A 12,573-nucleotide genomic window follows, 5' to 3' on the forward strand; every position below is an offset into this window, starting at 1 on the left:
AATAAACAATTTTAAAAGGATACGCTATGAAAAAAGTTCTATTTGGTTCAGCATTATTTGCTATGGCTTTTGCGGCTAATGCAGCGGATTTACATCCAAAATGTGATGAATATTTCAAAGCAGTCGATGCTTATGTTGAGAAAGCGCCTGAAGCGGTAAAACAACAAATGAATGCAAGTAAAGAGCAAATGAAAATGGCACCAGCCGCAGCACAAGAACAAACCTGTGCTATGGCGCTTGAACAGCTAAAAAAAATGCCAAAAATGTAATTTTTGCGTATAATTCAAAGCCAGTTTTGACTGGCTTTTTATTTTATGGCAACTTTCATCGCTTACGCTAATATTCAACAATCTTATCCAACTGATCTAGTACCTGAATTATTTTGGGGAAATAAACAACGAGTTGCTTCTTCTAATCCTCGTGTTAAACAACGCAGTGAATGCCAAAAATTAGCCTATTTTTTGCTTCATCAACTTTGTGAACGTGCGCAAGTTGATACTTCCTTATTAAATCAAGTCTATCGAACTGCAAGTGGCAGACCGCAATTTCCATTAACTCATATGGATTTTAATATTAGCCATTCGGATAACTGGGTGGCAGTGATTTTGAGCATTGATGAAAAGCCAAATGCAGTAGGCATTGACATTGAGTTTGCGAAAAAGTCGAGAAATTACACCGCACTTTTGCAACATTTTGCCTCTCAATCTGAGCAAAAATGGTTTGCACAACAAGATAATCCTGAAGTGGCGTTTTATCGTATTTGGTGTTTGCGTGAAGCCATCCTTAAATCACAAGGTGTTGGTATTGTGAAATTAACGGAAGTGGAACACTATCCGACTCATCAACAATTGTATTCATCTCATTGCCCGCAAGGAGAACTGTTATTCGTCGATGATCTGCCTTTTTATTTAGCTGCATTTACAACAGAGGGAAAAAGTACGGATATCCATTGTTTCCACTGGCGAGACGATACTTTAATGCCAACCCATCTGCCGCATGCGTTGCACTATGCGGTTAATCCGACAAAATGAAAAAGTTTTTTGTGACAGAGTTCAAATTCTAATAAAAAAGTTGTCGCATGCTTTCCTTTTTTTAGTATTCTACTTCAAATGAAGTGATTTGATTTGTGAAAATTTATTATGTCTGAAATTCAACAATTTACTCAAAATGATATTGAAATTGTAAATGAAACAACCCTTTACGATGGTTTTTTTAAGCTCAAGAAGATTCAATTTCGCCATAAATTATTTGCCGGTGGCACTAGCGGAATTGTGACAAGAGAATTATTAGTCAAAGGGGCAGCGTCTGCGGTAATTGCTTATGATCCTAAGGAGGATTCTGTTGTTTTAGTTGAGCAAGTTCGTATCGGTGCTTATGATCCAAAATTACCAAATTCACCATGGTTGTTAGAATTGATCGCTGGTATGGTGGAAGAAGGGGAAACGCCTGAAAGCGTGGCTCAGCGTGAAAGTGAGGAAGAGGCTGGTGTCGCGGTTTCTCATTTGCAGCATGCATTAAGTGTATGGGATAGCCCAGGTGGAGTGATCGAACGCATTCATTTATTTGCGGGTAAAGTGGATAGTAGCAAAGCAACAGGATTACATGGTTTAGCCGATGAGCATGAAGATATTAAAGTGCATGTTGTGAAGCGTGAAACTGCATATCAATGGGTAGAGCAAGGCAAAATTGATAACAGCATTGCTGTCATGGGATTGCAATGGTTGCAGTTACATTATCAAGAGTTGGAACAGAAGTGGTTATAATGGATTAAATTGTAGAGGTTCGCGATGACAATAACAAATCAAAGCGAAAATGAATATATTCGTTTTATTCAAATTACCGATCCCCATTTATTTAAGGATGAAAGTGGCGAATTGCTTGGCATTAATACGTTTGACAGTTTTCAACAAGTATTAACAGAAATTAAGCAATCGGCAGATGATTACGAATTTGTTTTAGCAACGGGCGATCTTGTTCAAGATAGTAGTAAAGAAGGTTATTTACGTTTTTGTAATAGTATCAACCAGTTAAATAAGCCTGTGTATTGGATTCCCGGTAATCATGATTTCTTACCTCATATGACAGAAATTTTAACGGAACAACAAGGTAATTTACGTTCTGATAAACATTTATTGGTAGGGAATAAGTGGCAAATTTTATTACTTGATAGCCAAGTGTTCGGTGTACCACATGGTTTACTCAGTCAATATCAACTGGATTGGTTGGAAGAAAAATTGCAAGAATATCAAGAATATTATTCTTTAATCGTGCTACATCACCATTTAGTTTCGACGAATTCTGCTTGGTTAGATCAGCATAATTTGCGTAATGCCAATGAATTAGCACATGTTTTATCTAAGTACGAAAATGTACGAGCGATTTTGCATGGCCATATTCATCAAGAAGTTGATACTGAATGGTTGGGCTACCAAATCATGTGTACGCCTTCAACTTGTATTCAATTTAAACCAGATCATAATGCCTTTACATTGGACACATTACAGCCAGGTTGGCGAGAAATTACGCTTTTTGATGATGGTCATATTGAAACTGATGTTTACCGAATTAAAGGGGCACGTTTTTTACCAAATATGCATGAAGATGGTTATTAATTGATTGCAATTTTTTATTTTATCGTTACAATACAACTTCCCTGTCGCCGCTGGATTAGAGATCGGCGGACGATGTATTTACAATAACCTTTTAGGAGTTAAAAATGTCTCTAAGCGTAGAAAAAAAAGCAGCTATCGTTGCTGAGTTTGGTCGTGATGCAAAAGACACTGGTTCATCAGAAGTTCAAATTGCATTATTAACTGCACAAATTAACCACTTACAAGCACACTTTGCTACACATAAAAAAGACCACCATGGTCGTCGTGGTTTATTAGGCATGGTTTCTCGTCGTCGTAAATTATTAGACTACTTAAAACGTACAGATCTTGCTAAATACACAGATTTAATTGCACGTTTAGGTTTACGTCGCTAATCTTATTTACGATAAAAAAGCACCTTAATTGGTGCTTTTTTATTGCCTATTTTTTACTAAAGTGCGGTGTAATTTTATCTTGTTTTCTGTTATTCAGGTTTTTTATTGAATTGTTTTAAAAATCAGCAATCAAACATATTTTTTATTTTGTAACTTGACAGCTATATAGGAAATCCGTATTATTTACCACGCTTAAACAACGGAGGAATGGTCGAGTGGTTGAAGGCACCGGTCTTGAAAACCGGCGAGGGTTTACGCCCTCCGTGAGTTCGAATCTCACTTCCTCCGCCATCAAGTGCTTATTAAGTCGTAAGTTTGGTCTGCAAAATCAATAACTTACGACTTTTTTGTTTTCTGAAAATTCACTCAGAGTATCATTCTTTGCAATCATATTTGATGTGTCAAAGAATGAGTTTGACGTAAATTTGACATGATTTGCGTATGTCAAAAGATGCTCTGCATTTAAGTGAGCATATTTTTGCACCATCTCAATCGTTTCCCAGCCGCCAAGCTCTTTTAATGTAAGTAGTGGTGTACCAGCTTGAACATGCCAGCTCGCCCATGTATGACGAAAATCATGAAAGCGGAAATCACGAATATTAGAAACAGATAGTGCTTTATGTAAGTGTTCTCTGTCTATATCTGTAATCATTTTCCCTTTGCCGCGATGAAACACGTAATCTGATATACGTTTTGTTTCTTTTTGGCGTAAAAAATTGACTGCTTCACGATTTAATGGCAGCGCTCTTGCTCTACCTGATTTTGCTACATCACTTGTCACAATAGCTATATTCTGATTAAAATCAATTTTACTCCATGTCATAGTTAAGATCTCTGTCATTCTTGCTCCTGTCATTAACGCAAAAAAGCAGACATCTTTCATCCAATCTAAAGTAATATTGTTTAATAAGGTATTAGCTTCATCCTTCGTGATCCAGCGTACTCGTTTTTTAGGTTCAGAGTTTTTAGCTAAGTAAGGGATTGAATCAATCCAGCCTGCCTGACGAGCTAAATTTAACGCTCTCATAATTGAGGTGCGATAACGATTTTGTGTAGATGGTGATAACTTTTTACCTGTTTTCAGGATATGAGTAGGTAAATTGTTATAAATATCATCACTTGTTAAAGAGCTAAGTCGTTTATGCCCAATTGCTTTCTGCCAATATTCAGCATGACGGATTTTTGTTTCAATATCCTTTTGATTTTCCGATGCTTCAAGAAAGCGGATTAATGCTTGTTCAACGGTTCTTTCTGGGCGTTTATTTAATTGCTCAACTTGCCAAGCTTCATGCTTTAGTTGGTCGTGCATTTGTTGTGCAAGTTTCTTTTCAGTCGTTTTACTACTGATCCGAACTCGCTCCCCACTTGGTGTGGTGAAATCAATTTGCCAGATACCGCTTTTATTTTTTCTGATCGACATTTTTTCTCCTTATCGCCGACCAAAACTCCTAATCGGCTGGTATTTTGCAACTCTTTACGTCTACGATCAAGTTCTGACGGAAAAACCCGCCATGCGTTAGATCCTTCCATTTGAAAAAATCCCCATTCTATCTTATGCCCATGAACGCATGAATAGCTCATGCCTAACATCCTTGCAACTTGGGATATTGATAAGGCTTCCTCCATATTTCCTCCAAAAATAAACCCTAGCGGTTGGCTAGGGTTGTTAAATAAAAAACTCTGTGAGTGGATAGACTTTTATTCATTTTTTGTTTCCTCAAATTCACTGCTTTGTGTTTCTATGTGTTGTTCATTCATCCAATCATACAAATTTTTCCAAACATCATAATCGCACCGCATACCGATTTCTTGTAAACCGCTTTCATGATCTTTAAGTGCGGTTAATAATTCACGCACAATGAGAAATTTTGTATTTGCAGTGAAGTTTTGCCAGTATTTACGGATAAATTCATCGCAATCATTGACAACATAAGTCATTCGCCCTAAACAATAACGGAATGATTGAATAGCAAGTGATTGAAGTTCCATTTTTGAAATTGTTACTTGATTATCATTCATCTTCTCGATCCTTTCATTGCGTCAAGCCATTCTTGTGCGTTTTCTTCACTTTCAAATAAAGAGCCTGCTTCCAACATATCACAATGCTTTTTGTTATTCGGATCAAAATAAAAGTTAATAATACATCGCGACCCTTTTTTAAATACGAGCTGGTCTTCTTTTGCTCGCTTTAATGGTGTAGGTAAATCTAATTGTACTCGAGGACGAGGTTCTTCCCACATTCTGCAATGTTGATTTAACGCGTCGATTTTTTCAACATCAACTACGCCATTTTCATCTTCTGTGATGTAACTCACATTATCAAATCGACTTTCACCGATAACCCAATATCGTTTGCCATTCTGAGTATTTACAATTTGCTCACCAGCCAACGCTTTTTCTAAATCAAATGGTTTCATCTTTATTTCTCCAAAAAAATACCGCACTTAGCGGACTTTAACATCAACCACAGGTAGCTCAATATAAGGTTGCTGCGGTTTTACTGTTTGTTGTGTTTTATCTCTGTTTTGTATAATCCAAACACCAAGCTCTTTAAACTCCGGTAAAATATTATTCTTCGCACAATCTTCGATAAAATTTCTTGTTTCGACATCAAACAAAACCCAATATTTTTTAATATCCTCAATTGCCTTTTGGCGAATAGTGGGATTTAACGAGTTAAATCGATGTTGTACAAAACAAACGATTAATTGCATAAAAAAACTATGCGGCGTAGCAATTTGCATTTCGTTCATTTATTCTCCTTGTTTAAATTGTGTCGGTTGATATATTCTCTGCGTTCTTCGTGCAGCAAATTTACTTTTCGTTCCACTTCTGCGAGTTCTTTGTCGATTTCTGCTAAATCACGTTTGTTGCGTTCTGCGGTTTCCATTTCGATCATTAAATATCTCCCAACATAGCGGCAAGTGCGGAGGGTTGTACTTCAAAATCCCAGTACATAGAGGAGTTAGCAGGAGTGCCTTTGCTTACTATGTTTAATTGAGTTTGATTATCGGGTAGGATTTCTTTAGGTATTAACAGGATGTTGTATTTATCCTTATCAATCATTAAAAACAAACAGAAAAAATCAGGAAGTTCGCCATCTTTGGTGTGCCTTATTCGTATTTGGTAGGAATTTTTATTTTTTCCTACTGTTGACATTTTTACATCAACAGTCTTGTCGTTTACAATAAAATCAAATAAAGGATTATTCATTTGATACTGCATATTCATATCTAATGCACCTGGAACAAGCCTTCTAAATTCCTCTTCCGCCCAGTCTCCTTTATTGGTTGATTCCGCACGATTTTTATAACTTGCCCAATTAGGCGATAAACCTAATTCTTGCAGCGTTCTAGCACATATCCAAACTGTTAATCCTGTTTCTTCGGTGATTGCTTTTAAATTCCCATTATATTTGTAATATGCATCAAGCACGCGGTATTGCGTGGTTTCGTTTTGCTTAATAAAACCATGATGTTTTAATACAAGATACACTACACCAGCACGCAAATTTAATGTTTCAGCAAACTTTGCTACATCTGCATAGTTTTGATATTGCTCTTTTGCCATCTTAAGCAATGCTTTTTCTTTAGTTTGATCTGTGATAATTCGCTTAGGTGGTGGGGGAGTGTCAATTTTTATTGGCTCAGGTTTAGGTTGAGGAGGTATAGCCTCCGCTTTTTCTTTTGCGACATAAAAATTTTCAACTGCTTTTTGTTTTTCTTTTAATGTTGCGCGTAAATCACGCTGTAACACTTTAGCTGTCGTAATTTGAGATTTCATTTCGGTGATTGGATTAAGCATTACTATTCTCCAGTTTTGGTGTAGCGTCAAAAATAGTAGGTAAATCAGCTTGGTTGCCGAGGTAGTCGGCTTGTACCTTTTTAGCCTCAAGTGAGACTTTTGCTATATCGATGATTTTATCGCTAACATCAGCGACAGCTTTTGCTCTTTGGACTTCCGTTTGAATTTGTTCAATGGATAAATCTTCATCATTTAAACGTTCAAGAGCGAGAAAAAGGTGATCTGTTAGATGAGGTAGTCTATTTTTTGTCATAGGATTATTAGGCAATAAAAAAGCCACTATTTAGTGGCTTGGGTTATAAAGATTAGAACAAAATTGTTCTGTTTTTGGTTTGTAAATTTTTAGGGAATCTCAAATAAAAAAGCTTGTGGGGTACAGGCTTATTGTTCATCTTTCCATTTTGTTGCGAGCCATTCAAATTCGCAGAATAGTTTATCGTTATTTCCATTAATACGCCTTAATTCCATTATGTAAGGCTTTAATGTGTCCCAATCATAAATTAGGCTGCTGCGACTCATTCGTTTATAAACTGCTTCATCAAAAATATTTTCTCTAATACCAACACAGATAAATTCAATGGAATTTAAGACACTTGTAATAGTTGCGTTATTTTCAGTATATTCACTGTTTTTATCTTTTATATGGCAAGCTATTTCGGTGAAATTTACACCATCTTTTCGCATTTGAACAAATTTTCTTCGTTGTTCTAGGTATGAGGCGTTATGGTTGTGAGCAAGTAATAATTCAATGGTTGATTTTTGTTTATGGTGTAATCGTTGGTCTTTTAACTGTCTATTAGCAAAAATAGCAAGGTAGCCTGTTGCAATACAAGTACCTATGCTACTTACTAAAATCCAGTCTATAATCATTAAATCCACCAACCTTCATTTAATTTAAATTTTTTCATAGTCTTCCTCCAAAATAAAAAAGCCTACCAAGTAAGCCATCTATTTAATATTAATTTTAATCAAAGAACTATGATTGCTGTCACCAATCAGACTTTCTGCTGAAAGTGGTTATATCCTAAATCAAAGGGTGGTGGTTGTCAAATATCCATGCAAGACTTAACGATAACTCAAAACGGAATCTCATCATCTAACCCGTCACTTGGTGGCGGTGTAAAGCTGCCGTTTTTGGCTTTTTCATAAGCGTTAGGCTGAGCTTGTAAGTTAGCTTGCGGTTTAGCTTGTAAGTTATTATCTTGGGCGCTACCTAACATTTGCATTACATCGCCTTGAATTTCGGTGGTGGAACGCTCTTGTCCGTTTTGGTCTTGCCATTTGCGTGTGCGTAATTTGCCCTCAATATACACTTGCGAGCCTTTTTTCAGGTATTGACCGCATATTTCTGCTTGTCGGCGGTAAAAAACAATACGGTGCCATTCTACAAGCTCTTTGCGTTCGCCTGTATTTTTATCTGTCCAGCTTTCACTGGTTGCCACACTAATATTTGCTACCTGTTCGCCATTAGGCATAGTGCGGACATCAGGGTCGTTACCTAAACGACCCACGATGATTACTTTATTTATTCCAGCCATTACATAGCCTCCTGAATAAGCTGTTGATAATAAGCTTGTGCTTTTGGCACTCGTTCTTTAATTTTTTCAATGATTTGTTCATCTCGTTTTACAATTACCGTAGTAATACGTTTTTCTTGCGGTATCTGCTCAACCAAATCAATGTATTTTTCCGTATCTTGCCAAGGCGAGAGTAAATCTAACGGAGTAGGGAACAATACAAAATCAATTTGTGCTTCCTCACAATCCCAAAGCCACATATAACCTTGCATTTGGATATCGTAACCCGCTTTTTTCGCTTTATCTTCCGCTTCATCGCTAAAAAACGGGTGTGTGCCAATATCAAAAGAGCATTTAGTATCAATAATCAGCTTGCGAGATGGTACATAAATATCACATTCGCCAGTGATTAAATCATTTTCTCTACGTTCTTTATTTTTCTTCAGTGGCAAACCTCGCTTTAATCCACTGAGTTTAATAGCGTTATCTTCAAGTTGATTACCTTTCTCGGTGTATTTGTTACCCTCAAAGGACTGATAACCGAACAAATCATATTTAACAATTTCTCGCACCGCACTTTTAGCGGTTTCGGTTATTTTTCCTGCCTCTTTATCCGCTTTTGATTTAGGCTCACCAAGTAATTTATGAAGCATTGAACATCTAGCTTTCATTTGATACATTTTCAATTTCCTCTAGTTTTTTATACTGTTCTTGGCTAAATTCAAAACCGTTATCACATAAATCTTGTAGCGTTGCTTCGCCATTGATAATGTTTTGTTTGCATTGTTCAAACACTTCATCACTTACTTTCATATCAGTAAATTCTGCATCATCAATTTGATTGTCGGCGTAGTTAAATTCGCCTTTTTCAATGTCTTTTACAACTGCTTGATCTGCTAATACCGCTTGTTGCATTTCAACAGATAATGGCGCTTGTTTTGATAGAAGGAGTTTTAAAACCGTTTTTAATGCCATAGCCTCAAAGTTATCATGCCAAACACCAAAACCTTTTTTATAGGTTTGCGAGTAACGCGCGGCATGATTATGCATATATTGCACACTCATATAGATTTCAGCGGTGAAATCATTAATAAGCCTAAAATAAGCGTAATAGCCAATTGGCTTTTCGTTTTCGGTGGGTTTTTGTTTCCAATCAAATTCAAACCCATTAATTGGATCTTCAGTGATTAATTGTTTTTCGTAGATAGGTACTGCAACAAGACGTTTAAATTGTCCGCTACGTTGCGCTAGTTGAATTAGTCCTTTATAACCTAACTGAAATTGTGCCTCTGTTTTACGCTCTTTTTTGTTTTGGTAAGGGACGATATAAGCAAATCCCAGACCGTTTTGTAGCGGTAAATTAAGCGTTGCAGCCATACAAGCCGCGTTAAATACACTCATCGGCTCAGCATTGCGTAACATTGGACTGCTATTTACAACTTGCAACACGCTTGTGGTAAAAGCTGCCGCGTTTTTGTTTAGCAATGTTTCTATTTTCTTTTTAATAGCCGGCATTTCAAAAAATTCTTTAATAGGAAACGCTTTTTTATGCTCATTTGTTTGTGGTAACTGATTCATTTTTTATTCTCCTGTCATAAAAACAGCTTAAGCTCGTCCATAACACTGACTTTTCCACATATCACAATCATCATCATATGGATCAAAATCATCATCTGGCTCATAGTCATCGTTATGTTGTGGTTTTGGTTTATATGCCTCTAGTGGCTCTAGGCAGTAGTCCATGTTCATTGCTATATCCTGTGTTCTTTTGTCGCAAGACTATCTCTAATCTGCGGAATAGGGGGAGATATGCAGCGTAATTGATTCATCTGCTTAATCCGTTTATTCATATGGCGTTTGACGTTGCCAGCTGAGTAAGAATAGGTTTTATAGTCTTGTATGCCATTAATACTAATCACGCCATACACAAAACCTTTTTCATGCTCTCGGTACATTTGCACGCGGTATTTTTCAAACTTTCGTGTGTAAGATCTATCTATCATTGATTACCCTCGTTTCAATCTGTTTTAACGCCACATAACTTTTTGCGCTTTCTATTTGCTCTTCCGTCATATCAGGCGGTGCGCAGTGGGGAGTAGGGTAGGTTTGCCATATACCGCCTTTATCTGCGCACTGGTCAATGGTGTTCGCCGCTAATACTGGTCGAAATGTTGTTATCACTGCTAAGATGAAAATACCGAGAGCGATAACGCCAACAATACACAATATGGCGTAAAAGAATTTTTGGATTGCGTTCATTTTCTGTTCCTTTTTTAATCAAAAATTGAAATTTAGGGTGTAGAAAACCGCCATACGTTAAAAGTGCGGTGGTTTTTTGTGATGTTTTAAAACTGTCTGAGTTGTGGCAGTTGTATGCCTTTTTCAGCAAGTAGGCGTTCTGCTTCGTTGATCCAAACGTTGAACTCGTGGGCGAGGTCGTAGGCACGTGCAGCGAATTGGTTTCTGCTGTAACGTTCAACGCCGAGCATATCGAAGATGGTTTTCATCGCGGGTTCAAGTTGTTCGCCATGTTGTTTTGCTAATCGGCAGCATTTTACCAATGCTTCAAGGGTGTGAATGGAAATCAGCACTTCATCAGGGTTTGGCAATCTGGCGTTCATATCCGCGATAAATTGCAATACGTCAAGCAATTGTGCGGAAAGCAGCTGATCGTATTTGGCGACCTTGAATTTAGCTTTAATCCGTCCATAGATTTCGGCATAGCTTAATCCTGTGCGGTGGTGGGTGATTGATACCGCTTGTTGCACTTGTTGCTGTTCCTCTGGTGTGAGGTATGGCGTAGAAAGTGCGGTGGAATTTTTGTGTAGTTTTAAAAACGCTCTTAGCACAACCAAATGGAATTTTGGGGAAATCCACATGGCGTAGGCGAGTGCGATTTCTTCGCAAGCGTATGTGCCGATTCCATTTTTACGGATAACCGCTGGCGTATTTGGCTCTTCTTTTTGAATTTCGGAAACAAGTTCTTGTGTGGTATCTAAACGAATGAAGAAAGTCGGTTGATGTTTGCTTTCATTACCAGCAACACGATGAAGATCGTTTAAACTGTATAGGTTGTCGATTTGGCGAACTTGTGTGTTTAGAATAGTTAAGTTTGACATTTTTATGCCCCTTGATTTTCAGTTAGTCTTTCGATCAATCTTAGTAGGATTGATCGGGCTTCAACTACCAAATCAAGATGGCGGAGCTTATTTCCTTTCGGTGTTATATTAGGCTCTCTCGACCCGACCATTGAACCTCTGCAGATCTGCAGAGCTTAAATTTAGGCATAAAAAAACCGCTTTATATCGGAGCGAGGTAACCGACTTGATTTAGTAGTGCGGTTATCTTAGCCTGAAATTGGGGCGGTTGTCAAATAGATAGTATTAATCCAATAATAAACAATGCAACCATGAGTATTATAAAACTTTTTAGCCACTCAATGCGAAACTGGCGATTTGCCTCTTCTTCCTGCTCATCTCGTTCTTTGTCGATTTCCTCGATTGCCTCTTTGACGATTTTCCTGATATGGTTATGATCTTCTTGGGTTAGCATTTGGAGTTCCTTATGGATATTGGTCGTAAATTATCCGCAGCACAGTTGCTTGTGCCTGTTGGTTATTACAGTTTTGTGTTGAATGATTGGTTTTCTTGGCAATGTCAGTGGATGATTTTATTTATTGGTGGCTGTATTTTTATGTTTATTTATTATTACTTGGATGAAAAATATAGCCTAAATAAAATCACTGGCTTTGAATTATATCTGCTGTTTACCGTTGTTTCTCTTATTTCTGCAGGTTCTCTCAGCTTTGATGAAATGCGTGCATTAGGTGTAAGTTTTTCATCACCAACATCTTATGGCGAATATTTTATAATGAAAATTACGTTTAATTTGTTCGGGCTAGGTTTATTGCCTATTTCACTCAATTTTTTGATGAATAAAAAACGGTGGAAAAAATTAAATCAACGTAATAAGAAATCATCTTGATATGCGATGAAATAAAAAAGGTCGCATAATGTGCGACCAATCCCGACTTTCTGTTGAAAGTGCGGTTATGTTATCCTGAGTTTAGGGCGGTTGTTAAATAACTATCGTTCTATTTCGTGATTAAATCGCGCATTTAACTCAATCACTTTCCCCATTAAAGCAACCACAAAAAGCTCTTTTTCTTGCTCGGTGAGTTGCTTATAATGCGTGTTAAGTAGAAGAAGAGCATCAGGTGAATTTAAATCCTGATCGATTTTTAAAATAAATTTTTGGAGGGTCATA

General features: G+C 37.2%; 22 protein-coding genes and 1 tRNA gene. 7 read left to right on the forward strand and 16 right to left on the reverse strand.

The window, feature by feature from the left end:
* The first annotated feature begins 26 nt into the window (after positions 1 to 26).
* The 6 genes from ACT2CV_RS01150 to ACT2CV_RS01175 all read left to right on the forward strand — a co-directional run bounded on the left by ACT2CV_RS01150 (position 27) and on the right by ACT2CV_RS01175 (position 3,277).
* Positions 27 to 269 carry a DUF5339 family protein gene (locus tag ACT2CV_RS01150; RefSeq protein ID WP_464973786.1) on the forward strand — a complete coding sequence of 81 codons (243 nt, stop codon included), beginning with the start codon at positions 27 to 29 and terminating at the stop codon, positions 267 to 269.
* 45 nt (positions 270 to 314) lie between these two features.
* Positions 315 to 1,031 carry a 4'-phosphopantetheinyl transferase family protein gene (locus tag ACT2CV_RS01155; protein ID WP_464973787.1) on the forward strand — a complete coding sequence of 239 codons (717 nt, stop codon included), beginning with the start codon at positions 315 to 317 and terminating at the stop codon, positions 1,029 to 1,031.
* Between the two features lie 108 nt (positions 1,032 to 1,139).
* Positions 1,140 to 1,763: an ADP-ribose diphosphatase gene (gene nudF / locus ACT2CV_RS01160; protein WP_464973788.1), complete on the forward strand. Its 624-nt coding sequence runs from the start codon at positions 1,140 to 1,142 to the stop codon at positions 1,761 to 1,763.
* A gap of 24 nt (positions 1,764 to 1,787) precedes the next feature.
* Entirely contained in the window at positions 1,788 to 2,612 is an 825-nt protein-coding gene (gene cpdA, locus ACT2CV_RS01165; RefSeq protein WP_464973789.1) for a 3',5'-cyclic-AMP phosphodiesterase, read from the forward strand.
* A 104-nt stretch (positions 2,613 to 2,716) separates the two neighbouring features.
* Positions 2,717 to 2,986 carry a 30S ribosomal protein S15 gene (gene rpsO / locus ACT2CV_RS01170; protein WP_464973790.1) on the forward strand — a complete coding sequence of 90 codons (270 nt, stop codon included), beginning with the start codon at positions 2,717 to 2,719 and terminating at the stop codon, positions 2,984 to 2,986.
* Positions 2,987 to 3,187: 201 nt separating this feature from the next.
* A tRNA-Ser gene (locus ACT2CV_RS01175) sits at positions 3,188 to 3,277 on the forward strand.
* Between the two features lie 37 nt (positions 3,278 to 3,314).
* Here the strand turns inward: ACT2CV_RS01175 and ACT2CV_RS01180 are convergent.
* The 15 genes from ACT2CV_RS01180 to ACT2CV_RS01250 form a co-directional block, all read right to left on the reverse strand.
* Positions 3,315 to 4,406 carry a tyrosine-type recombinase/integrase gene (locus ACT2CV_RS01180; protein WP_464973791.1) on the reverse strand — a complete coding sequence of 364 codons (1,092 nt, stop codon included), beginning with the start codon at positions 4,404 to 4,406 and terminating at the stop codon, positions 3,315 to 3,317.
* A gap of 278 nt (positions 4,407 to 4,684) precedes the next feature.
* On the reverse strand, positions 4,685 to 5,005 hold the full coding sequence (locus ACT2CV_RS01185; protein ID WP_464973792.1) for a preprotein translocase subunit SecG: 321 nt from the start codon (positions 5,003 to 5,005) through the stop codon (positions 4,685 to 4,687).
* On the reverse strand, positions 5,002 to 5,403 hold the full coding sequence (locus tag ACT2CV_RS01190; protein ID WP_464973793.1) for a hypothetical protein: 402 nt from the start codon (positions 5,401 to 5,403) through the stop codon (positions 5,002 to 5,004). Before ACT2CV_RS01190 ends, ACT2CV_RS01185 begins: the two co-directional genes overlap by 4 nt.
* A 27-nt stretch (positions 5,404 to 5,430) precedes the next feature.
* On the reverse strand, positions 5,431 to 5,739 hold the full coding sequence (locus tag ACT2CV_RS01195) for a hypothetical protein (RefSeq protein ID WP_464973794.1): 309 nt from the start codon (positions 5,737 to 5,739) through the stop codon (positions 5,431 to 5,433).
* Positions 5,736 to 5,885 carry a hypothetical protein gene (locus ACT2CV_RS01200; protein WP_464973795.1) on the reverse strand — a complete coding sequence of 50 codons (150 nt, stop codon included), beginning with the start codon at positions 5,883 to 5,885 and terminating at the stop codon, positions 5,736 to 5,738. Before ACT2CV_RS01200 ends, ACT2CV_RS01195 begins: the two co-directional genes overlap by 4 nt.
* Positions 5,885 to 6,790 carry a riboflavin synthase subunit alpha gene (locus ACT2CV_RS01205; protein WP_464973796.1) on the reverse strand — a complete coding sequence of 302 codons (906 nt, stop codon included), beginning with the start codon at positions 6,788 to 6,790 and terminating at the stop codon, positions 5,885 to 5,887. The genes ACT2CV_RS01200 and ACT2CV_RS01205 overlap by 1 nt, the downstream gene beginning before the upstream one ends.
* Positions 6,783 to 7,070 (reverse strand): bL17 family ribosomal protein, encoded by a 288-nt coding sequence (locus ACT2CV_RS01210; RefSeq protein ID WP_464973797.1) that lies wholly within the window; start codon positions 7,068 to 7,070, stop codon positions 6,783 to 6,785. Before ACT2CV_RS01210 ends, ACT2CV_RS01205 begins: the two co-directional genes overlap by 8 nt.
* 101 nt (positions 7,071 to 7,171) lie before the next feature.
* Positions 7,172 to 7,660 carry a DUF4760 domain-containing protein gene (locus tag ACT2CV_RS01215; protein ID WP_464973989.1) on the reverse strand — a complete coding sequence of 163 codons (489 nt, stop codon included), beginning with the start codon at positions 7,658 to 7,660 and terminating at the stop codon, positions 7,172 to 7,174.
* 206 nt (positions 7,661 to 7,866) lie between these two features.
* Positions 7,867 to 8,328, reverse strand: a complete 462-nt coding sequence (ssb, locus tag ACT2CV_RS01220; RefSeq protein ID WP_464973798.1) for a single-stranded DNA-binding protein — start codon at positions 8,326 to 8,328, stop codon at positions 7,867 to 7,869.
* On the reverse strand, positions 8,328 to 8,987 hold the full coding sequence (locus tag ACT2CV_RS01225; RefSeq protein WP_464973799.1) for a translocation protein TolB precursor: 660 nt from the start codon (positions 8,985 to 8,987) through the stop codon (positions 8,328 to 8,330). The genes ssb and ACT2CV_RS01225 overlap by 1 nt, the downstream gene beginning before the upstream one ends.
* Entirely contained in the window at positions 8,968 to 9,885 is a 918-nt protein-coding gene (locus ACT2CV_RS01230) for a recombinase RecT (RefSeq protein WP_464973800.1), read from the reverse strand. Before ACT2CV_RS01230 ends, ACT2CV_RS01225 begins: the two co-directional genes overlap by 20 nt.
* A gap of 27 nt (positions 9,886 to 9,912) precedes the next feature.
* Positions 9,913 to 10,056 (reverse strand): hypothetical protein, encoded by a 144-nt coding sequence (locus tag ACT2CV_RS01235; RefSeq protein WP_464973801.1) that lies wholly within the window; start codon positions 10,054 to 10,056, stop codon positions 9,913 to 9,915.
* A 243-nt stretch (positions 10,057 to 10,299) separates the two neighbouring features.
* Positions 10,300 to 10,566, reverse strand: a complete 267-nt coding sequence (locus tag ACT2CV_RS01240) for a hypothetical protein (protein ID WP_464973802.1) — start codon at positions 10,564 to 10,566, stop codon at positions 10,300 to 10,302.
* Between the two features lie 86 nt (positions 10,567 to 10,652).
* Complete coding sequence (locus ACT2CV_RS01245; RefSeq protein WP_464973803.1) at positions 10,653 to 11,426, reverse strand: KilA-N domain-containing protein; 774 nt, start codon at positions 11,424 to 11,426, stop codon at positions 10,653 to 10,655.
* A gap of 250 nt (positions 11,427 to 11,676) precedes the next feature.
* Positions 11,677 to 11,859 carry a hypothetical protein gene (locus ACT2CV_RS01250; RefSeq protein ID WP_464973804.1) on the reverse strand — a complete coding sequence of 61 codons (183 nt, stop codon included), beginning with the start codon at positions 11,857 to 11,859 and terminating at the stop codon, positions 11,677 to 11,679.
* Positions 11,860 to 11,871: 12 nt separating this feature from the next.
* Between ACT2CV_RS01250 and ACT2CV_RS01255 the strand changes: the two genes are divergently transcribed.
* The gene (locus tag ACT2CV_RS01255) at positions 11,872 to 12,291 is read left to right on the forward strand and encodes a hypothetical protein (protein WP_464973805.1); all 420 of its coding nucleotides are present in this window, start codon (positions 11,872 to 11,874) and stop codon (positions 12,289 to 12,291) included.
* A gap of 101 nt (positions 12,292 to 12,392) precedes the next feature.
* Here the strand turns inward: ACT2CV_RS01255 and ACT2CV_RS01260 are convergent, their stop codons facing one another.
* Positions 12,393 to 12,572, reverse strand: coding sequence for a hypothetical protein (locus ACT2CV_RS01260; protein WP_464973806.1), 180 nt, complete (start codon positions 12,570 to 12,572; stop codon positions 12,393 to 12,395).
* Position 12,573: the final 1 nt, after the last annotated feature.

This window comes from Reella acinonychis, from assembly GCF_052384575.1.
In the GTDB taxonomy this organism is placed as follows: Bacteria; Pseudomonadota; Gammaproteobacteria; order Enterobacterales; family Pasteurellaceae; genus JBQSUQ01.